We start from the raw sequence: 20,422 nt of genomic DNA on the forward strand, positions 1-20,422 counted from the left end.
CCGCCAGCACCGACGAGACGCGGGCCGCGCCGAACGTCGAGACCGCCGAGACCGCCGCGTCCAGCGACACCGGCAGCAACGAGCCGACGGACGCCGTAGACGCCCGAGCAGCAGGCCGCGACGGAGGCGGGCTGCGGGTCGTGGTGGCCGAGGACGAGGCGCTCATCCGGCTCGACCTGGCGGAGATGCTGGAGGAGGCCGGGTACGAGGTCGTCGGCCAGGCCCCGGATGGGCAGCAGGCCGTTGAACTGGTGCGCGAACACAAGCCCGATCTGGTCGTCATGGACGTCAAGATGCCCGTGTTGGACGGCATCAGCGCCGCCGAGATCGTCGGCAGCGAGCACCTGGCGCCGGTCGTCATGCTCACCGCCTTCAGCGACAAGACGCTCGTCGAGCGGGCCCGCGACGCCGGCGTGATGGCGTATGTCGTCAAGCCGTTCACCATCGACGATCTGCGCCCGGCGATCGACATCGCCCGCTCGCGCTGGGACGAGATCCGGGCCCTGGAGTCCGAGATCGCCGACCTCGGGGAGCGTCTGGAGACTCGCAAGGCCGTCGACCGCGCCAAGGGCGTGCTCATGACTCAGCTCAAGCTCAGCGAACCCGACGCTTTCCGGTGGATCCAGAAGACGGCCATGGACCGGCGCCTGGGTATGCGTGAGGTCGCCGAAGCGGTCATCAACGGTCTGCCGGGCAAGCGCTGACCTGGCCCGACACTCACATCGCCGACGACCGGCCCGCGCACCCAGCCGCGCGGGCCGGTCGTCGACATTGCGGGCCGGGTTTGCGCAGGCGATCGTATGCGGTTACCTCACGACCTTCCACGGGGCGCTCGCCGGGCCCTATGCTCGGGTCCGTCGACCCCGGCCCAGCACCTGCCGACGGTCCGATCGGAGGGGTCCTCGTCCCCAGTTACGGCCCCCGACTCGGTATCCCGACCGCCGGCGCAGAGCCCCGCTCCACAGACCCGATGTGGTGTCGTACAGTCGGCGTCGCGGTGAACCCCTGCACCGTCGGATCGGAGCTAGTGATGAACGCCCCTGCAGCGCAGGTCACGGTCGCGCCCCTGTCGGACGATCTCTTCGAGGTCTTCGGCCAGTTGTGGGTCGAGCGTCGGCACGACGCGGGACTGTCGCGAGAAGCGGCGCAGCGCGCCGTCGGCGAGGGTCGGCTGGCGCGGGCCGCCCAGCGCGAGGGCGTCGTGGTCTTCGTGGCGTTGTCGCAGGGCGAGGCCGTCGGCTACGCCTGGGTCTATGACCACCCCACGTCGATCCTGCTCGACACGCCGTCGCTGGCGATCGAGGAGTTGTACGTGCTGCCGAGTCACCGCCGTCGTGGCGTGGCGCGCAGTCTGCTGCTGGCGGTGGGCGCCAAGGCGCAGAAGACCGGCGCCGAGCACATCATGACGTCGGTGCCCACGCACGCCAAAGACGCGAATCGCACGTTCGCGCGCCTCGGCTTCGCCCCCGCGGTGACCCGCCGCATCGCCCCGACCAGCCTGGTCATGCGGCGGCTGCGCGGCGGTGAGGTGTCACCGATGGAGAACCTCATGCTCAACCGGCGCCGTTCCCTGCGCGCGCGAGTCCGACGCAGCGACCAGGCCTACACGGCCTGAAAGACTGGTCGCCGCCCGGCCCGAGCTCCATCAGGAGGCCGGTGGACGCTCCCGCAGCAGGCAGGTGAGTCGGCAGGTGCACACGAGTGCGCCGGAGTCGTCGGTGATGGTGATGGCGTAGGTGGCCAACGTGCCGCCCAGGTGCACCGGCGTGGCGACGGCGTGCACGAGTCCCTCGCGCGCCGCGCGGTGATGCGTGCAGTTCAACTCGATGCCGACGGCGATGCGGTCCTTGCCGGCGTGCAGGGCGGAGGCGACCGAACCGACGGTCTCGGCCAGCACGGCAGACGCGCCGCCGTGCAAGAGGCCGTAGGGCTGGGTGTTGCCCGCGACGGGCATGTGCGCGGTGACGCGCCCCGGCGACATCTCCTCCAACACGATGCCCATGCGTTCGAGCAGCGTGCCCGTGGTGTCCAGGATCGGGTTGGCGTCGGTCATGGGGGCTCCCCTCGTCGGGCGATGGCTGCGGGCGGTCCGCTGCGTCTGGATCGTCCGTTCGGCCGTCGCGGCGCTTGTCGGTGCTGCCCCCTAGGCTGCCACCTGTGAGTCGACTGCTGCTGTTGGACGGACATTCGATGGCCTACCGGGCCTTCTTCGCCTTGCCCGCGGAGAACTTCTCGACGAGTTCGGGGCAGACCACGAACGCCGTCTACGGGTTCACCTCGATGCTCATCAACATGCTGCGCGACGAGGAGCCGACCCACGTCGGAGTCGCGTTCGACCTGTCCCGCAAGACGTTCCGCACCGAGGCCTATGCCGACTACAAGGCGACCCGATCGGCCACGCCCGACGCCTTCTCCGGGCAGGTGCCCCTCGTGCAGGAGGTGCTCGACGCGCTGCGCATCCCCCACGTGGCCGTCCCTGGCTTCGAGGCCGACGACATCATCGCGACGCTGACCACGCAGGCCGTCGAGGCGGGCATGGAGGTGCTCATCGTCTCGGGTGACCGCGACGCCTTCCAACTCGTCAGCCCGCAGACCACGCTGCTGTACCCGGTCCGGGGTGTCTCGGAGGTGGCGCGGATGACGCCGGAGGCGGTCGAGGCCAAATACGGGGTGCCGCCGCAGCGGTACAGCGACCTCGCGGCGCTCGTGGGGGAGACCTCGGACAACCTGCCCGGGGTCCCCGGTGTCGGCCCTAAGACGGCCGCCAAGTGGATCACCCAGTTCGGCGATCTCACCGGCATCATCGCCGGCGCCGACACGATCAAGGGCAAGGCGGGGGAGTCGCTGCGTACCCACCTCGGGCAGGTGATGACCAACCGGCAGCTCAACGAGTTGGTCCGCGACGTGCAGGTGCCCCTGAGCGTCGACGATCTCGCCCGCCGCACGTGGGACCGCGACGAGGTGCACACGGTTTTCGACGGCCTGCAGTTCGGCGTGCAGATGCGGGATCGGCTGTTCGCGCTGCAGACCGCGGAGCCAGAGGCTCAAGAGGGCTTCGACGTCGACTCCCAGGTGCTGGCCCCCGGCGAGCTGGGCGGGTGGCTGGCCGATCAGGCCGGGCCGGGCCGGCGGGCCGGGCTGGAGGTCACCGGGCAGTGGGCGCGGGGCACCGGTGACGCGCAGGCCATCGCGTTCGCCGGGGCCGGAGGTCCGGCGGCCTATGCGACCCTCGCCGACCTTACGCCGGCCGACGAGGCGGCCTTGGCGGCCTGGCTGGCCGATCCGTCGCGCCCGAAGGTGCTGCACGAGGCCAAGCCACAGGTGCACATGTTGGGAGAGCGCGGACTGCCGATCGCCGGAGTGGTCGCCGACACCGCACTTGCGGCCTACATCGTGCGACCCGACCAGCGCAGCTACGACCTGGCCGACCTGAGCTTGCGGCACCTGCACCGAGAGCTGCGCACCGAGTCCGGTGCCGACACAGGTGCCCAGCCGACCTTGGGCTTCGACCTCGAAGACGACGAGACAGCGACCACGTCGATGGTGCGGGCTCGGGCGGTGCTCGAGCTGTCCGAGGCCCTCGACGAGGTGCTGGCACAGACGGGCCAGTCCGAGCTGCTCGCCGACGTCGAGTTGCCGTTGGTCGGGGTGCTGGCGCAGATGGAGCGCCTGGGCATCGCCGTCGACGCCGATCATCTGCGCGGGCTCGAGGCAGACTTCGCGATGAAGGTGGCGACCGCGCAGAGCGACGCGTGGGAGGCGATCGGTGGCGAGCAGGTCAATCTCGGGTCGCCCAAGCAGCTGCAGACCGTGCTGTTCGACACCCTCCAGCTGCCCAAGACCCGCCGCACCAAGACTGGCTACACGACCGACGCCGAGGCGCTGGCCGACCTGTACGCCAAGACCGAGCACCCCTTCCTCGAGGCGCTGCTGCGGCACCGCGACTCCACCCGGCTGCGGGTCACCGTCGAGGGCCTGTTGAAGTCCATCGCCGACGACGGCCGCATCCACACCACCTACGGGCAGACGGTGGCGGCCACCGGCCGGCTCTCATCGGTCGACCCCAACCTGCAGAACATCCCGATCCGCACGGAGGAGGGGCGCCGCATCCGTGACGTCTTCGTCGTCGGAGAGGGCTACGAGAGCCTCATGTCGGCGGACTACAGCCAGATCGAGATGCGGATCATGGCTCACCTGTCCGGCGACCCGGGACTCATCGAGGCGTTCCGCTCCGGCGAGGACCTGCACCGCTTCGTCGGCTCCCGCGTGTTCGGCGTCGAGCCGGCGGAGGTCGACAACGAGCAGCGGGCCAAGATCAAGGCCATGTCTTACGGCCTGGCCTACGGGCTGTCGGCCTTCGGGCTCTCCCGGCAGCTCGGCATCCCCACCGGCGAGGCCTCGGCGCTCATGGAGGGCTATTTCGAACGCTTCGGCGGGGTGCGCGATTACCTGCGCGAGATCGTGGCGATCGCCCGTCAGACCGGCTACACCGAGACGATGCTCGGCCGGCGGCGCTACCTGCCCGACCTGACGGCCGACAACCGGCAACGCCGCGAGATGGCCGAGCGGATGGCGCTCAACGCACCGATCCAGGGCTCGGCCGCCGACATCATGAAGGTCGCCATGCTGCGGGTCGACGCCGCCCTGCTGGAGGCGCAGGCCTCGTCGCGGGTGCTGCTGCAGGTGCACGACGAGTTGGTGCTCGAAGTGGCCCCGGGCGAGGCCGACGACGTCGAGGCCCTCGTGCGCGAGCAGATGGGCGACGCCGTGACGATGGACGTGCCGCTGGAGGTGCACGTCGGGCGCGGCCGCAGCTGGCACGACGCCGAGCACTAGGGTCGTCGAGCACTAGGGGCCGTCGAACACCAGGCGCCTCGACCCCTAGGCCGAGCGGGCCACCCAGATGACGGTGCCGGGCAGGTACTCGCCGCGCAGGGGGCTCCAGCCGCCCCACGTGTGCGGATTGTGCTCGGGCCACTGCGGCTCGTGCGCGGCCTCCAGGCTCAGCCCGGCCGCGACGATCTCGGCGATCCGCGAAGCCATCGTGGGGTGCGTCTCGGCGTACTCCAGCCGGCCGGAGGCCGCCCGCTCGGTGTAGGCCCGCCGGTCCCAGTAGGGGGTGCTCACCGTGAGCCCCGTGTGCCCGGGGACGTCGGGAAAGCACCAGCGGATGGGGTGCGGCTCGGCGGCCACCAGCAGCCCGCCCGGCCGTAGCACCCGCGCCGCCTCGGCGAACACCGCCGATCCGTCGGCCACGAAGGGCAGCACCCCGTAGGCGGTGAACACGATGTCGAAGCTCGCGTCGGCGAACGGCAGCCGGCGTCCGTCGCACTGGACGAGCGGGACCGCCCCGAACTCGGGCGCACCGCCCTGCGGCCGGGAGCCCAGCTGCTGGTCGATGGTGGCGGCGGTGGCGAGCATCCCGCCCGACAGGTCGGAGGCGACCGCGCGCGCCCCGCGGCGCCGCAGCGAGCGCGCGCCCTGGGCGGCCCCCGCGCCGATCTCCAACACGTCGCGCCCGGCGACCTCGCCCAACAGGCCCAGCTCCTCCTCGCTCCACCCCTCTGGCCCCCAGATGAGCCGCGCGTCGCCGAGAAAGTCACCGTGCTCGGCGTAGTAGCCGGCCGCGTTCGCGTCCCACCAACCGCGATTGGCGGCCACCGCCTCCGCGGGGTCGACGGTCGCCCGCGCCACCTGCGGCTCGGGTGTGTCGGATAGATCAGGCACGTCGGGCAGGTCCGGCAGCTCCGGGGTCTCCATGCCCCCAGTGTGGCCTCGCGCGCGCTGCGACCGGCCCGCATGCCGGGCACCCCTTTGTACCTGCGGCCACCGGAGCGGTAGTGTTAGCAAGAGCACTCGTCTGTCCGCCGCCGACGGCGTCACCCGCACCGAAACAGTCCGGTGATCGAGCGTCCGGCGGTTTCGTGTGTCCACCGTCGGTTCCGGATCGGTTGTGTCGGCCCAGCCAGCTCCGCCGAACCAGGCCCGACGACATCCTGTCCACCAGGGTGCCGTACGCCCGGCCGGGCCGCGGCGCCCCTCGAACACAACCGTCCATCGGAGCCCCCACTACATGACTGCCACCACGGCTACAGCTCAGATCGCGATCAACGACATCGGGTCGGAAGAAGACCTGCTTGCGGCGATCGACTCGACGATCAAGCACTTCAACGACGGCGACATCGTCGAAGGTGTCATCGTCAAGGTCGACCGGGACGAGGTTCTCCTCGACATCGGTTACAAGACCGAGGGTGTCATTCCCTCTCGCGAACTCTCCATCAAGCACGACGTCGACCCCGGTGAGGTTGTCACCGTCGGCGACGAGGTCGAGGCCCTGGTTCTCCAGAAGGAGGACAAGGAGGGTCGGCTGATCCTGTCCAAGAAGCGCGCCCAGTACGAGCGCGCCTGGGGCACGATCGAGAAGGTCAAGGAGGAGGACGGCGTCGTCACCGGCACCGTCATCGAGGTCGTCAAGGGTGGCCTCATCCTCGACATCGGCCTGCGTGGCTTCCTGCCCGCCTCCCTCGTCGAGATGCGTCGCGTCCGCGACCTCCAGCCGTATGTCGGCAAGGAGATCGAGGCCAAGATCATCGAGCTCGACAAGAACCGCAACAACGTGGTGCTCTCGCGTCGCGCGTGGCTCGAGCAGACCCAGTCCGAGGTGCGCACCACCTTCCTGCGGGAACTGCAGAAGGGTCAGGTCCGCTCCGGCGTCGTCTCCTCGATCGTCAACTTCGGCGCGTTCGTCGACCTCGGTGGGGTCGACGGCCTGGTGCACGTCTCCGAGCTCTCTTGGAAGCACATCGACCACCCCTCCGAGGTCGTCGAGGTCGGCCAGGAGGTCACGGTCGAGGTGCTCGACGTCGACATGGACCGCGAGCGCGTCTCCCTGTCGCTCAAGGCGACGCAGGAAGACCCGTGGCAGCACTTCGCCCGCACCCACGCGATCGGCCAGGTCGTGCCGGGCAAGGTCACCAAGCTCGTTCCGTTCGGTGCGTTCGTGCGCGTCGACGACGGCATCGAGGGCCTGGTCCACATCTCCGAGCTGGCCGAGCGCCACGTGGAGCTGCCGGAGCAGGTCGTCACCGTCGGCGGCGAGATCTTCGTCAAGGTCATCGACATCGACCTGGAGCGTCGTCGCATCAGCCTGAGCCTCAAGCAGGCGAACGACGCCGCGCTGGGCAACGCCGAGTTCGACCCGACGCTGTACGGCATGGCCGCCGAGTACGACGAGCAGGGCAACTACAAGTACCCCGAGGGCTTCGACCCGGAGGCGAACGAGTGGCTGCCCGGTCACGACGAGGCCCGCGAGCGCTGGGAGAAGCAGTACGCTGACGCGCACGCCCGTTGGGAGGCGCACCGCGCCCAGGTCGAAGAGGCCCAGAAGGCCGACGCCGAGGCTGCCGCCTCCGGCGAGACCGCCCCGACGTCGTACTCCTCGGGTTCGCAGCAGGACACCGGCAGTCAGGTCTCGGCTGCGGAGGGCACGCTGGCCTCCGACGCCGCCCTCGCCGCCCTGCGCGAGAAGCTCACCGGTCACTGATCGGTCGTTGAGCCGCGCGGCCTAGCGCCGCTGCCGACGGGCCCCGACTCATCTGGAGTCGGGGCCCGTCGTCGCGTCCGGCTGCCCGCGTGTCGCCCCGGTTGCTACAACGGTGGGGTGACGACGTACTCAGCTCGCCGCGCACGACCGGGGCCATGGCGCTCCGGCTTCGACATCCAGGGTCATCGGGGCGCCAAGGGGCACGTCGCCGAGAGCACGTGGCCCTCGTTCGCACGGGCCGTCGCGCTGGGTGCCACGACCGTGGAGTTCGACGTGCGCCTCACCGCCGACGCGCAGGTGGTGGTCTGGCACGACGCCACGCTGGCTCGGGCCCAGCCATCGGTCGCCGCGGAGGTGCGTGGCGCCTGGATCGCGCAGCTACCTGCGGAGGTCGTCGTCGCCACGCCGATCAGCCCCACCGGTGATCGCGTGCTGCGGCTGGTCGACCTGCTCACCCGGATGCGCGCCCAGCTGCCGGGCACGTGGGCGAACATCGAGATCAAGGTCGATCACAACGTGCCGGGCGCCCCGATCCTGCGCGAGCCGCTCGTGACGGCCGTGCTGGAAGCGATCGCGTCGACCGGGATGGCCGACCGCGCGATCGTGCACTCCTTCGACTGGGCCGTGCTCGTGCAGGCCGCGCACGAGGCACCGCACCTGCCGCGGTCGGCGCTGCTGGAGTCCCTGACACTGGCGCCGGGTAGTCCCTGGCTCGCCGGCCTCGATCCGACCTCGTGGTCGACCCCGCAGGAGGTCGTCGCCGCGGCGACCCAGATCGGCGCCGACGCGATCTGCCCCAACTGGGAGTGGCCGTGCGACGGCAACCCTGTCGCGCCGCGGGGCCGACTCGAGGAGCCCTTCGTGGCGGCCGCCCACACCGCCGGCCTGCCGGTCGTCGCCTGGACGGTCAACGAGACTGCCCAGCTCGAGCGGCTCGTGGGATTGGGGGTCGACGGGCTGGTCAGCGACTATCCCGACCGGGTGGTCGCCGCGCTGGCGGGCCGCGCGAAACCGCCGTGATCTGCCTCGCCAGCGGCACGAAACCGCCCGTGACCAGCGTGTTGGGGATAGGGTCAGGTCATGTTGCGCATCGGTCTGACGGGTGGCATCGGTTCCGGCAAGTCAACGGCAACAGGCGCCTTGGCCGAGTTGGGCGCGCTGGTGGTCGACGCAGACGCCCTCTCGCGTGAGGTCGTGGCGCCCGGCACCGACGGTTTGTCGGCGGTCGTGGAGCGCTTCGGCGAGGGCGTGCTGGACAGCGACGGGGCGTTGAATCGCTCGGCGCTGGCCACCGCAGTCTTCGACGACGAGGATGCGCGCCGCGAGCTGGAGGCGATCATCCACCCGCGGATCGCGACCCGCACGAGCGAACTCATGGCGTCGGCCGCCCCCGACCAGATCGTCGTGCACGACGTGCCGCTGCTCGTCGAGAAGCGGATGGGCCCGAACTACCACCTCGTAGTGGTCATCGACGCGCACCAGGGCACCCGACTCGAGCGTCTCGTGCAGCAACGCGGCATGTCGGAGGCGCAGGCCCGCGCCCGCATGGATCACCAGGCCAGCGACGATCAGCGGCTCGCGGCCGCCGACGTCGTGCTCTCCAACGACGGGCCGGTGCACGAACTGCAGCAGGCGACGCGGGCGTTGTGGGAGCAGCGGCTCGTGCCCTTCGACGAGAATCTGCGCGCCGACCGGGTGGCGCGCCCCGCGCAGCAGGCGGTGCTCGCGGACTACGACCCGTCGTGGGCGTCCACCGCGCAACGGCTCACCGAGCGGATCAGCGCGGCGCTGGGGGAGCGCGCCCCCGAGATCGAACACGTGGGCTCCACGGCCGTGGCCGGCATGCCCGGCAAAGACGCGATCGACCTGCAGATCGGGGTGCGTTCGCTCTCCGACGCCGACGACCCGCAGTTCGTGCAGGCGTTGAGCCGCCTGGGCTTTCCCCGGATCGACGACTACCGGATGGACCACCCGACCGATGCGCTGCCCGACCCCTCGTTGTGGGTCAAGCGGTTCCACGGCTCGGCCGACCCGGGCCGGGTGGTGCATCTGCACGTGCGTGAGCTGGGCAGCGCTGGCTGGCAGTACGCGCTGCTCTTTCGCGACTGGCTGCGGGCCGAGCCCGACGCCGCCGTCGAGTACGTCGACGTCAAGGCCCGTCTCTCCCAGGAGCACGGCCTGAACAACGGCTACGCCGAGGCCAAGGCGCCCTGGTTCAGCTCGATCTGGCCCCGCATGCAGGCCTTCGCCCAGCGCACCGGCTGGACCGACTGAGCGTAGGCCCTCCAAATGCGCATCGCCCGCCGGCTGAAGGACGTGGCGGTGCGCGACGGCTACGCGACCCTGCGGACCGACGCCGTCGACATCCGGCTGTGGTTCCTCACCGACGACATCCTGCGCGTCCGGGCGGGGTTTGGCGGCACCTTCGCAGAAGCCTCGTACAGCCTCGTCACGACCGCCTGGCCCGACCGGCTCGACGACGTGCACGGCGCGGCGCGCATGCGCCTGACCCCCGCTCGTTTCGACCTCCAGGAGGAGGAGACGCGGGTCGTCGTGGCCGGTGCGCGCCTGCGGGTGGAAGTGGAGCGCGACCCGCTGCGCCTGATCGTGCGCGATGCCGATGGCACCGTGCTGCACGAGGACATCGCAGGTCTGGCCTACCGGCAGGACCCCAACGGCCGACGGCTGCACACCAGCCGCATCGAACCCGACGACCGCTTCTACGGTTTCGGGGAGAAGACCGGTCGGCTCGACAAGGCCCGGCAGCGGCTTGTCATGAGCCCGCGGGACTGCATGGGCTACGACCCCAAGGAGACGGATTCGCTGTACAAGCACATCCCGTTCTATGTGCGGCTCGGGCGGCGCTCCCGGGTGGCGGTCGGGTACTTCTACCACAACACGTACGAGTGCGAATTCGACCTCGGGCGGTCCCGCAGCAACTATTGGCCGCCGTCGTCGACCTATCGCACCGACGGCGGCGACATCGACCTCTTCCTCATCGCCGGCCCGGCCATTCGCGACGTCGTGCGGCGGTACACGCAGTTGACCGGCACGTCGGCGATGCTGCCCAAGAGCGCGCTGGGCTATCTCGGCTCATCCATGTACTACCCGGAACTGCCGCGGGGCTGTGACCAGGCGATTCTCAACTTCGTCGAGACGAGTCGTGCGTACGAGATGCCGATCGACGGCTTTCAACTCTCCTCCGGATACACCCAGCAGGAGACGGCCGACGGACTGAAACGCTGCGTCTTCACGTGGAACGACGATCGCTTCGGCGACCCCGCGGCGTTCTTCGCGGCCATGGCCGCACGCGGGCTGACCACCTCGCCGAACGTCAAACCGGGCGTGCTGCTCGTGCACCCCGAACGCGACGCGATGGCCGCGGCGGATCTGTTCGTGCGGGACAGCGCGGGCGACGAGCCCGCCGTCGGCATGTGGTGGGGCGGCCCGGGGAACTTTGTCGACTTCACCAAACCGGCGGCGCGCGCACAGTGGGCGCGGCTGCTCACGGAGCACGTGTTGGCGAAGGGCACCGCGTCGGTGTGGAACGACAACTGCGAGTACGACAGCCTGGTCGACCTCGACGCGCGGTGCGACTTCGACGGTGCGGGCGGCACGATCGGTCAGCTCAAGGCGGTCATGGCCAACCTCATGTGCCAGGTGACCGTCGAGGCGATCGAGCGGCACGACCCCGACGCCCGCCCGTTCGTCGTCTGCCGCTCGGGCCACGCCGGCATCCAACGCTTCGCGCAGACCTGGTCGGGCGACAACGAGACGTCGTGGGATTCGCTGGAATACAACATCGCCACCGTTCTGGGCATGAGCCTGTCCGGCGTCGCCAATCAGGGGAGCGACATCGGTGGCTTCTACGGTCCCGCCCCGGATGCCGAACTGTTCGTCCGCTGGATCCAGCACGGCATCTTCCAGCCGCGCTTCTCGATCCACTCCGTGAACACCGACAACACGGTGACCGAGCCGTGGATGTACTCCGCGCACACCGACACGATCCGGGAGGCCTTCGACCTGCGGTACCGACTGTTCCCGTACCTGTATTCGCTGATGGCGCGCGCGCACGAGACCGGCCTGCCCATCGTGGAGCCGCTGTGCAGCGCCTTCCAGCACGACCCGGCGTGCGACCAGGAGTCCGTCGACTTCATGCTCGGCGACGCCCTGCTGGTCGCGAATGTCGTGCGACCCGGCGCCACCGTTCGCAGCGTCTACCTACCGGCGGACCACGAGTTCTTCGACGTCTGGACGCGGCAGTGCTATGCGGGCGGGCAACGGATCGACGTGCCGGTCGACCTGCGCAGCATCCCGCTGTTCCTGCGCGCCGGGGGCATCATGGCCCTCGCCGAGAACCCGCTGCAGAATCTGGCGACCGAGCAGGTCACCCGCCTGCGGTTGCTCTGCGCGCCGCAACGCGACGGGCGATTCACGCTGTACGAGGACGACGGCGTCAGCACGGCCTACCGGCGCGGCGAGTCCCTGACGACGCAGGTGGCCATGACGACGAGCGGACCGCGCACCGTGCTGGCGTTCGAGCACCGCGGCGCCTACCGCAGCGCCGTGCGCACCGTGCACCTCGACCTCGTCCATCCGGACAAGGCGCCGTTCTGGGTGCGCCTCGACGATGCCGAGCTGCCGCACCTGCTGGACCGTCGCGCCTTCGAGCAAGCGGAGGCGGGCTGGTACTACTCCCAGACCCTGCGATCAGTGCAGATCACCTACCCCAACCCGCACCGCGACCACACGGTCACGGTCTCCTTCGAACATTTCGACATGATCGGCATCTGAACGACCGGACGACCACAGGCACGACCACGAGCACGACCTCAGCGCACGACCGGAGGAAAGGCAATGACGCCATGAGAACCGGACGCACCCTCGTCGGCGCCGCCCTGGCGGCGCTCCTGCTGGCAGCCTGCGCCCCAGCACCCATCGAGGACAGCACCGCCGCCACCGCCGAACACCCGATGGTCCTGTCCCTGGCGCACAGCCTGGGGGATACCCACCCGACCTCCAAGGCGATCAAGGAGTTCGCCGAACAGGTGCAGGAGGACAGCGGCGGCCGCCTGACCGTCGAGATCTTCGGCAGCGGCGTGCTCGGTTCGGAGACGGAGGTCATCGAACAGGTGATGGCCGGGGTGCTCGACATGACGCGGGTCGCCTCGCCGGGACTGGGTTCCTACGAAGAGGGCTTCCTCACGTTCGGCCTGCCGTACGTCTTCGAGGACGAGGAGCACTTCTACGCGGCGATGGACTCGCCGCAGATGCGCGAGTTCTTCGGCTCCACGCAGAAGGCGGGCTTTGTGGGTCTGACGTACTACACCTCCGGTGCCCGCTCGTTCTACACGCGCGGCACTCCCGTAAGGCAGCCGCAGGACCTGAACGGCCTGAAGATCCGGGTGCAGGACTTCCGCAGTCAGATCGAACTCATGGAGGCCCTCGGCGGAACGCCGGTCGTCATGGCCTTCGGCGACGTGTACACGGCGTTGCAGACCGGCATCATCGACGGCGCCGAATCGAACGAGACCGCGCTGACGAATTCGAACCACGGCGAGGTGGCCAAGGAGTTCTCCTACACCCGGCACACGATGATCCCGGACATGCTCGTGATCAGCACCGATACGTGGCAGCGGCTGACTGATGCAGATCGAGAAGTTGCTGACGAAGGCGGCGCTCGCCTCGACGCAGGCCCACAAGGAGGCCTGGCGCACCGCCATCGAGGAGTCGATAGCCGATGGCAAGGAGATGGGCGTCACCTATGTCGAGGATGTCGACCGCGACGCCTTCCGCAGCGCAACCCAGCCGCTGGTGGACCAGTACTCGCACGAGCATCCGCGGGTGGCGCAGATCCTGCGCACCATCGATTCGGCCCGGGGATAGGGGGTTGTCGTGGAGACGGTATTGACCCGCGTCAAGACGGTGATGACGACGGTGCTCGGCTGGTTGGCGGCCTTCCTGCTGATCGTCATGGCGTTTCTCGTGCTGTTTCAGGTGTTCACGCGGTACGTGCTCGATGATCCCGCGTCGTTCACCGAGGAATTGGTGCGCTACTTCCTCATCTGGACGGGGTTCATCGGCGGCGCGTACGCCTTCGTCACTCGGCAGCACATGGCGCTGGTCTTCGTGCGCGACCGCTTCGGCGAGGGTCCGCGGCGCTGGTTGATGGCGTTCGCTGACGGCCTGGTGCTGGTCTTCGCGCTCGTCGTCATCGTGATCGGTGGGACGCAGCTCGCTATCGGGGCGTGGGGTCACCCGTCGCCGCTGCTCGGGGTGCCCCGCGGCCTGGTCTACGCGGTGGCGCCCGTCGCGGGCCTGTTCATCGTTCTGGCCCAGGTCATCAACGTCTGGGAGGACGTGACCGGCAAACGGATCCCGAATCCCCACGATGAGACCGCCGACGAGGGGGCCCCGCTATGAGCGTCCTCGTCGCGACCCTTGTGCTGTTCGGCGCGTTCCTGCTGCTGCTCTTCCTCGGGGTGCCGATCGCGATCTCCATCGCCGTCTCCGCGCTGGCCACGATGCTGCTGGTGCTTCCCTACGACCAGGCGTCCTTCGTCGTCATGCAGAAGATGAACAGCGGCATCGAGAGCTTCACGCTGCTGGCCGTCCCCCTGTTCATCCTCGCCGGCAACATCATGAACAACGGCGGCATCGCCGGGCGGCTCATTCGGTTCGCCCAGCTGCTGACCGGCCGGCTGCCCGGCTCACTGGCGCAGACCAACGTCATGGGCAACATGCTGTTCGGCGCGCTGTCGGGCTCGGCCGTGGCCGCGGCGGCCGCGATCGGCGGCACGATGAACAAGGCCCAGGAGGAGCAGAAATACCCCAAGGGTTTCGCCGCGGCCGTCAACATCGCCTCCGCCCCGACCGGGCTGCTCATCCCGCCGACCGCGGCGTTCATCGTCTACTCGATGATCGCCGGGGGAGTGTCGATCTCGGCGCTGTTCATGGCCGGCGTTGTGCCCGGGATTCTCATGGGCCTGGTCGTCATGGTTGTCGCGTTCGTGCATGCGCGCCGCTACGACCTGCCGCGTTCCTCCAGCCCATCGCGCGGCGAGGTCGCCAGGATCACGCTGGACGCTCTGCCGAGCCTGCTGCTCATCCTCCTCGTCGTCGGCGGCATCGTCGTCGGCGTCTTCACCGCGACGGAGGGCGCGGGTATCGCGGTGCTCTACTGCCTCGTGCTCTCGCTGCTCTACCGGGGACTGACCTGGGCGAGCCTGCAGCGGGTGCTCATCTCGTCGGTCGCCACGAGCGGGATCATCCTGTTCCTCATCGCGGCGTCCTCGGCGATGTCCTGGGTGATGGCGTACACCGGCATCCCGCAGGCGATCAGCGAGGCGCTGCTGAGCGTCTCGGGCAGCGTCATCGTCGTCTTCCTGCTGATGAACCTCATCCTGCTGGTCATCGGCACGTTCATGGACATCACTCCGGCGATCCTCATCTTCACGCCGATCTTTCTGCCGATCGTCACCGACCTGGGGATGGACCCGGTGCACTTCGGCGTCGTGCTCATCTTCAACATGTGCATCGGCACGATGACCCCGCCCGTTGGCTCGGTGCTCTTCGTCGGTGTCTCGGTGGCGCGGACCACGATCGAGAAGGTCGCCCCGGCCCTCGTGCCGTACCTGCTGGCGCTCGTCGTGCTGCTGCTCATCGTGACGTTCGTGCCCGTGTTGTCGTTGGGACTACCGGGCCTGCTGGGGCTGCTCTAGGAGGTCGGGCACCGGGCCGCCGGGCGGTCGTGGAACAAGGTTGTCGGTGCTCGGCGTTAGCGTCGTCGTTATGCGTCCCACGACCGATCTTCAGCGCACCGTCGCACCGTTCCGGGTGGAGTCGGACTTCTCGCCGTCGGGCGATCAGCCGAGCGCCATCGCGGACCTCGCCAAGCGCATCAACGCCGGCGAGGAGGATGTCGTGCTGCTCGGCGCCACCGGCACCGGCAAGTCGGCGACCACCGCCTGGCTCATCGAGCAGGTGCAGCGGCCCACGCTCGTCCTCGCGCCCAACAAGACGCTGGCCGCGCAGCTGGCCAACGAGTTTCGCGAGCTGCTGCCGAACAACGCCGTCGAGTACTTCGTCAGTTACTACGACTACTACCAGCCCGAGGCGTACGTCCCGCAGACGGACACCTACATCGAGAAGGACTCCTCGATCAACGACGAGGTCGAGCGGCTGCGGCACTCGGCCACCAACTCGCTGCTGACCCGTCGCGACGCGATCGTCGTCGCCTCCGTCTCCTGCATCTACGGTCTGGGTACGCCGCAGGAGTACGTCGATCGGATGGTGCGACTCAAGGTCGGCCAACAGATCGAACGCGACGACCTGCTGCGGCAATTCGTCACCATGCAGTACACCCGCAACGACCTCGCCTTCACCCGCGGCACGTTCCGGGTGCGCGGCGACACCGTCGAGATCATCCCCGTCTACGAGGAGCTCGCGCTGCGCGTCGAGTTCTTCGGCGACGAGATCGAGCGCATCTACACGCTGCATCCGCTGACCGGTGAGGTCGTGCGGGAAGAGACCGAGATGTACGTCTTCCCCGCCACCCATTACGTCGCCGGCCCCGAGCGAATGGAGCGGGCGATCGGCGGCATCGAGCTCGAGCTGGCCGACCAGCTGGCGACCTTCGAGAAGCAGGGCAAGCTGCTCGAGGCGCAGCGACTGCGCATGCGCACCACCTACGACATCGAGATGATGCGCCAGGTCGGCGCCTGCAACGGCATCGAGAACTACTCGATGCACATCGACGGCCGGTCCCGCGGGTCGGCACCCAACTGCCTCCTCGACTACTTTCCGGAGGACTTCCTGCTCGTCATCGACGAGTCGCACGTCACGGTTCCCCAGATCGGGGCCATGTACGAGGGCGACATGTCGCGCAAGCGCGTGCTCGTCGAGCACGGTTTCCGTCTGCCTTCGGCCATGGACAACCGGCCGCTGAAGTGGGAGGAGTTTCTCGAGCGCATCGGGCAGACCGTCTACCTGTCCGCCACCCCGGGCGACTACGAACTGGCCAAGTCCGACGGCGTCGTCGAGCAGATCATCCGCCCGACCGGTCTCATCGACCCCGAGATCGTGCTGCGCGGCACCAAGGGGCAGATCGACGATCTGCTCGAGCAGATCCAGCAGCGCACCGAACGCAACGAGCGGGTGCTCGTCACCACGCTGACGAAGAAGATGGCCGAAGACCTCACCGACTACCTCCTGGAGAAGGGGGTACGGGTGCGTTATCTGCACTCCGAGGTCGACACCCTGCGCCGCGTCGAGCTGCTGCGCGAGCTGCGGTTGGGCGAGTTCGACGTGCTCGTCGGTATCAACCTGCTCCGCGAAGGCCTGGACCTGCCCGAGGTGTCGCTCGTGTCGATCCTCGACGCCGACAAGGAGGGCTTCCTGCGTTCGACTCGCAGCCTCATCCAGACGATCGGCCGCGCGGCCCGCAACGTCTCCGGGCAGGTACACATGTACGCCGACAAGATCACCCCGTCGATGGCCGATGCCATCGAGGAGACCAAGCGGCGCCGCGAGAAGCAGATCGCGTACAACCTCGAACACGGCATCGACCCGCAACCCTTGCGCAAGAAGATCGCGGACATCACCGACATGCTCGCGCGGGAGGACGCAGACACTGAAGCGCTGCTCGGCAGCGGCCGTAGCCAGTCGCGCGGACGCAAGGGCGGGGGCGGCAAGCCGGCGCAACCCGCGGCCAGCAAGGTCGACGCCTCCTCGATGGCCGCCGCGGAGTTGTCCCAGCTGATTCAGGACCTCACCGCGCAGATGCACGGGGCCGCCGGCGAGCTGCAATTCGAGTTGGCGGCCCGGCTCCGCGACGAAATCGGCGATCTGAAGAAGGAACTGCGGGCCATGCGCGCCGCGACCGCCTGACCGGTTCTCGGGCCTTGGTAACGATCCCGGGCCAACCGCAAAACCCTCCGTGGACATTCGTGGACGCGAGGTCGTCCATCTGCCAAGATGTGGCAGTCCACGGAGGGGAGTATCCCGACACGGCTGCCTCGTCATCACGGACCGAGTCACTGTTCAACGAGCAGCGTCCCGGCCCCGGGGAGCCGACCCGCACGCGGGTGGGAGAGACCTCTGGCCACATCGTGTCCGGAAGGCCCACACCCGCATGAACGTTCCCCTTTGGGTATGGATCGTCACTTTGACGGTGACCATGTCCGTCCTCGCGTTCGACGTCTACATGGTCGCCCGGCGACCGCACGTGCCGTCGATGCGGGAGTGCGCGCAGTACCTAGCGTTCATCGTGGGTGGCGCGATCCTCTTCGGTATCGGTATCGGGGTCCTCTCCGGCTGGACCTACGGCGGGCAGTTCTTCGCCGGCTGGCTCACCGAGTACTCGTTGTCGATCGACAATCTCTTCGTCTTCATCATCATCATGGCGAAGTTCGGGGTGCCCGAGAAGTACCAGCAGACGGCGCTGCTCATCGGCATCATCATCGCGCTGGTCTTGCGCGCGATCTTCATCGCCGTCGGCGCCGTGCTCATCAACCAGTTCGCCTGGGTGTTCTACCTGTTCGGCGCGTTCCTCATCTACACCGCCGTCAAGCTCGCCAAGGAAGGCATGGGCGATGATCATGACGACGAGTTCGAGGAGAACCGCCTGCTGAAGTTCGTCGAGTCACGCTTCCCCGCCACCCAGTCGTGGGAGTACGGCACCAAACTGTTCGCCAAGGTCGACGGCAAGAAGCTCATCACGCCGATGTTCGTCGTCATCCTGGCGCTGGGCTCGACCGACCTCATGTTCGCCCTCGACTCGATCCCGGCCATCTACGGCCTGACCCGCGAACCGTTCATTGTGCTGACCGCCAACATCTTCGCGCTCATGGGCCTGCGTCAGCTTTACTTCCTCATCGGTGGACTGCTCAAGAAGCTCGTGTACCTGAGCCTCGGCCTCTCCGTGCTGCTGGCGTTCATCGGCGTCAAGCTGATCCTGCACGCCCTGCACGAAAACAACCTGCCGTTCATCAACGGTGGTCAGCCGATCCACGGCATCCCCGAGATCCCGATCTGGATGTCGCTGACCGCGATCATCCTCATCCTGGGCGTCACGACCGTCGCCAGCCTGCTCAAGAGCCGCCACGACCAGCAGAAGGCGCACCACTCCTGATCCCACCGCAGTACGGCCCGGCCGCTCTCGGATAAACCCGGCGTCAACAGCGCCAGCCCGGGAGCGGCCGAGGTGCGTTGGTCAGCCGACTTCGGCTGCGCCCTCGTGGCGGCTGGGCGGTGGGCCGGTGCGGGTCACCGCCACCGAGGCGAGGACCACACAGGCGATCCCGACGAGCTGAACGGGGGAGAGCAGCTGCCCCAGCACGACGAACCCGGCGAGCGCGGCGACGGCCGGTTCGAGGCTGAGCAGGATGCCGAAGATGCGGGCGGCGAGCCGGCGCAGGGCCAGCAACTCGAGCGAGTAGGGCAGCACCGACGACAGCAGCGCGATCCCCAGTCCCTTGAGTAGCGCCTCGGGGGAGACGAGGGCGGCGCCGGCGGTCGCGACCCCGAACGGCGCCACGAGCACGGCGGCGACGATCATGGCCAGGGTCAGCCCGTCGAGCCGGGGAAAGCGTTGCCCGGCGCGCGCCGACAGCAGGATGTACGCGGCCCAGGCGGCTCCCGCGGTCAGCGCCAGCAGCACACCGATGGGGTCGACCGTGTCGGCCGAGGAATTGAGCACCTCGCTGATGAGGAGCACCCCCACGGCGGCAACGAGGACGGCGAGAAAGTCGCGCAGGCGGCGCGACAGGGTGGCGGCCAGCAGCAGCGGCCCGACGAACTCGATGGTCACCGCCACCCCGATCGGCAGGCGGGTCAGGGAGGCGTAGAACGCCGTGTTCATCGCGGCCAGGGAGACGCCGAACGAGATGACCGTGATCCAGTCGGAGCGGGTGTAGCCGCGCACCCGAGGGCGCGCGAACAGCAGCAGCAGCGCGACCGCCAACACCAATCGCAGCGTGACCGACCCGGTGACCCCGATGAGGGGGAGCAGGGTGGCCGCCATGGCCCCGCCGAACTGCACCGACAGGATCGCCAGGAGGACCAGCAGCACCGGCGAGGGTGCCGCGCCCTTGGCGCGGGAGGGGAGCGTTACCAACCCCGTTCGCGCCATTCCGTGAGCTGGGGACGCTCGGCGCCGAGCGTGGTGTCGTTGCCGTGCCCCGGGTACACCCAGGTGTCGTCGCCGTAGACCTCGAAGACGCGGTCGGTCAGGTCGCCCAGCAGGCGCTCGAAGTCCTCCGGCGAATTCGTCTTGCCCGGGCCACCGGGAAACAGGCTGTCGCCGGTGAACAGATGCACGCGCCCGCCGGGCTCGGTGTAGGCCAGCGCGATCGAGCCGGGGGTGTGACCGGTGAGCCGGACGATGTCCAGGTCGACGGCGCCGAAGGAGATGACGTCGCCCTGCTCCACCGTCTCATCGACCGCCACCGGCAGCTCGGGCGCGTCCGGCGCACCCGCGTACGTCGTGGCGTGCGTCGCCTCCACCACCGCGCGCAGCGCCCGATGGTGGTCCCAGTGCTGGTGGGTGGTGGCCACGGCGTGCAACCGCCCCGACCCCTCCGCGATCAGCTCGCGCAGCCGCTCGGCGTCGTCGGCGGCGTCGATCAGCAGTTGCTCGTCGGTGGCCGTGCAGGTCAGCAAGTAGGCGTTGTTGTCCATCTCGCCGACGCTGCACTTGCGGATCGTCAACCCGTCGAGCTCCCGCACGTCGCTGCGTCCACCCACGGACACCTCGCCGGTGTAACCCATGTCGATGCTCCTACCTCGATACCGATGTCGTTCTGCTCGCGCGCCCACCAGTCTTTCGCATCCCCTCGAGGGTCCGCGCGGTGGGATGCGGTACGACCCAGCGTCGCGTGC

At 68.9% G+C, this 20,422-nt stretch carries 16 protein-coding genes and 1 pseudogene; 13 read left to right on the plus strand and 4 right to left on the minus strand.

Going from position 1 to position 20,422, the window contains the following annotated elements; genetic code table 11:
* The first annotated feature begins 131 nt into the window (after nt 1–131).
* Together KILIM_RS01975 and KILIM_RS01980 are read left to right on the plus strand one after the other, a co-directional pair.
* Nucleotides 132–704, plus strand: coding sequence for an ANTAR domain-containing response regulator (locus tag KILIM_RS01975; protein ID WP_040561933.1), 573 nt, complete (start codon nt 132–134; stop codon nt 702–704).
* A 326-nt stretch (nt 705–1,030) separates the two neighbouring features.
* A complete protein-coding gene (locus tag KILIM_RS01980; RefSeq protein WP_006590933.1) occupies nt 1,031–1,615 on the plus strand; it encodes a GNAT family N-acetyltransferase in 585 nt (194 codons plus the stop codon).
* Nucleotides 1,616–1,645: 30 nt separating this feature from the next.
* Here the strand turns inward: KILIM_RS01980 and KILIM_RS01985 are convergent, their stop codons facing one another.
* Nucleotides 1,646–2,053 carry a PaaI family thioesterase gene (locus KILIM_RS01985; RefSeq protein WP_006590934.1) on the minus strand — a complete coding sequence of 136 codons (408 nt, stop codon included), beginning with the start codon at nt 2,051–2,053 and terminating at the stop codon, nt 1,646–1,648.
* 104 nt (nt 2,054–2,157) lie between these two features.
* Between KILIM_RS01985 and polA the strand changes: the two genes are divergently transcribed.
* The gene (gene polA / locus KILIM_RS01990) at nt 2,158–4,836 is read left to right on the plus strand and encodes a DNA polymerase I (protein WP_040561890.1); all 2,679 of its coding nucleotides are present in this window, start codon (nt 2,158–2,160) and stop codon (nt 4,834–4,836) included.
* A 45-nt stretch (nt 4,837–4,881) separates the two neighbouring features.
* Here polA and KILIM_RS01995 read toward each other — a convergent pair whose 3' ends face one another.
* Nucleotides 4,882–5,760 carry a class I SAM-dependent methyltransferase gene (locus KILIM_RS01995; protein WP_006590936.1) on the minus strand — a complete coding sequence of 293 codons (879 nt, stop codon included), beginning with the start codon at nt 5,758–5,760 and terminating at the stop codon, nt 4,882–4,884.
* A gap of 313 nt (nt 5,761–6,073) precedes the next feature.
* Between KILIM_RS01995 and rpsA the strand changes: the two genes are divergently transcribed.
* The 10 genes and pseudogenes from rpsA (at nt 6,074) to KILIM_RS02040 (ending at nt 18,674) form a co-directional block, all read left to right on the plus strand.
* Nucleotides 6,074–7,543, plus strand: a complete 1,470-nt coding sequence (gene rpsA, locus KILIM_RS02000) for a 30S ribosomal protein S1 (protein WP_006590937.1) — start codon at nt 6,074–6,076, stop codon at nt 7,541–7,543.
* 117 nt (nt 7,544–7,660) lie between these two features.
* Nucleotides 7,661–8,563 (plus strand): glycerophosphodiester phosphodiesterase, encoded by a 903-nt coding sequence (locus tag KILIM_RS02005; RefSeq protein ID WP_040561892.1) that lies wholly within the window; start codon nt 7,661–7,663, stop codon nt 8,561–8,563.
* Between the two features lie 60 nt (nt 8,564–8,623).
* Nucleotides 8,624–9,817: a dephospho-CoA kinase gene (coaE, locus tag KILIM_RS02010; RefSeq protein WP_006590939.1), complete on the plus strand. Its 1,194-nt coding sequence runs from the start codon at nt 8,624–8,626 to the stop codon at nt 9,815–9,817.
* Between the two features lie 15 nt (nt 9,818–9,832).
* Nucleotides 9,833–12,337, plus strand: coding sequence for a glycoside hydrolase family 31 protein (locus tag KILIM_RS02015; RefSeq protein WP_006590940.1), 2,505 nt, complete (start codon nt 9,833–9,835; stop codon nt 12,335–12,337).
* 179 nt (nt 12,338–12,516) lie between these two features.
* Nucleotides 12,517–13,155, plus strand: a pseudogene (dctP, locus tag KILIM_RS24820) (TRAP transporter substrate-binding protein DctP); the annotation flags it as partial.
* Between the two features lie 34 nt (nt 13,156–13,189).
* Nucleotides 13,190–13,429, plus strand: coding sequence for a type 2 periplasmic-binding domain-containing protein (locus KILIM_RS24825; RefSeq protein ID WP_255247596.1), 240 nt, complete (start codon nt 13,190–13,192; stop codon nt 13,427–13,429).
* 9 nt (nt 13,430–13,438) lie between these two features.
* Nucleotides 13,439–13,966 carry a TRAP transporter small permease gene (locus KILIM_RS02025; RefSeq protein WP_085955975.1) on the plus strand — a complete coding sequence of 176 codons (528 nt, stop codon included), beginning with the start codon at nt 13,439–13,441 and terminating at the stop codon, nt 13,964–13,966.
* The gene (locus tag KILIM_RS02030; protein WP_006590943.1) at nt 13,963–15,264 is read left to right on the plus strand and encodes a TRAP transporter large permease; all 1,302 of its coding nucleotides are present in this window, start codon (nt 13,963–13,965) and stop codon (nt 15,262–15,264) included. Before KILIM_RS02025 ends, KILIM_RS02030 begins: the two co-directional genes overlap by 4 nt.
* A gap of 70 nt (nt 15,265–15,334) precedes the next feature.
* A complete protein-coding gene (uvrB, locus tag KILIM_RS02035; protein ID WP_040561894.1) occupies nt 15,335–17,431 on the plus strand; it encodes an excinuclease ABC subunit UvrB in 2,097 nt (698 codons plus the stop codon).
* Nucleotides 17,432–17,675: 244 nt separating this feature from the next.
* Nucleotides 17,676–18,674 (plus strand): TerC family protein, encoded by a 999-nt coding sequence (locus KILIM_RS02040; protein WP_006590945.1) that lies wholly within the window; start codon nt 17,676–17,678, stop codon nt 18,672–18,674.
* Between the two features lie 81 nt (nt 18,675–18,755).
* On the opposite strand, the gene KILIM_RS02045 is transcribed toward KILIM_RS02040, so the two are convergent.
* Together KILIM_RS02045 and KILIM_RS02050 are read right to left on the minus strand one after the other, a co-directional pair.
* Nucleotides 18,756–19,673, minus strand: coding sequence for an EamA family transporter (locus KILIM_RS02045; RefSeq protein ID WP_051988594.1), 918 nt, complete (start codon nt 19,671–19,673; stop codon nt 18,756–18,758).
* A complete protein-coding gene (locus KILIM_RS02050; RefSeq protein WP_006590947.1) occupies nt 19,652–20,311 on the minus strand; it encodes an MBL fold metallo-hydrolase in 660 nt (219 codons plus the stop codon). The genes KILIM_RS02045 and KILIM_RS02050 overlap by 22 nt, the downstream gene beginning before the upstream one ends.
* Nucleotides 20,312–20,422 lie beyond the last annotated feature (111 nt).

Origin of the sequence: Kineosphaera limosa NBRC 100340, assembly GCF_000298215.1 — a bacterium.
GTDB classification, from domain to species: Bacteria; Actinomycetota; Actinomycetes; order Actinomycetales; family Dermatophilaceae; genus Kineosphaera; species Kineosphaera limosa.

Bases quoted from the DNA above. Each gene is read 5' to 3' on its own strand.
- uvrB (WP_040561894.1), top strand. From the start codon at position 15,335: ATGCGTCCCACGACCGATCTTCAGCGCACCGTCGCACCGTTCCGGGTG.
- KILIM_RS01980 (WP_006590933.1), top strand. From the start codon at position 1,031: ATGAACGCCCCTGCAGCGCAGGTCACGGTCGCGCCCCTGTCGGACGAT.
- KILIM_RS02045 (WP_051988594.1), bottom strand. From the start codon at position 19,673: ATGGCGCGAACGGGGTTGGTAACGCTCCCCTCCCGCGCCAAGGGCGCG.
- KILIM_RS02030 (WP_006590943.1), top strand. From the start codon at position 13,963: ATGAGCGTCCTCGTCGCGACCCTTGTGCTGTTCGGCGCGTTCCTGCTG.
- KILIM_RS01995 (WP_006590936.1), bottom strand. From the start codon at position 5,760: ATGGAGACCCCGGAGCTGCCGGACCTGCCCGACGTGCCTGATCTATCC.
- KILIM_RS01985 (WP_006590934.1), bottom strand. From the start codon at position 2,053: ATGACCGACGCCAACCCGATCCTGGACACCACGGGCACGCTGCTCGAA.
- KILIM_RS02040 (WP_006590945.1), top strand. From the start codon at position 17,676: ATGAACGTTCCCCTTTGGGTATGGATCGTCACTTTGACGGTGACCATG.
- KILIM_RS02015 (WP_006590940.1), top strand. From the start codon at position 9,833: ATGCGCATCGCCCGCCGGCTGAAGGACGTGGCGGTGCGCGACGGCTAC.
- rpsA (WP_006590937.1), top strand. From the start codon at position 6,074: ATGACTGCCACCACGGCTACAGCTCAGATCGCGATCAACGACATCGGG.
- KILIM_RS24825 (WP_255247596.1), top strand. From the start codon at position 13,190: ATGCAGATCGAGAAGTTGCTGACGAAGGCGGCGCTCGCCTCGACGCAG.
- coaE (WP_006590939.1), top strand. From the start codon at position 8,624: ATGTTGCGCATCGGTCTGACGGGTGGCATCGGTTCCGGCAAGTCAACG.
- KILIM_RS02050 (WP_006590947.1), bottom strand. From the start codon at position 20,311: ATGGGTTACACCGGCGAGGTGTCCGTGGGTGGACGCAGCGACGTGCGG.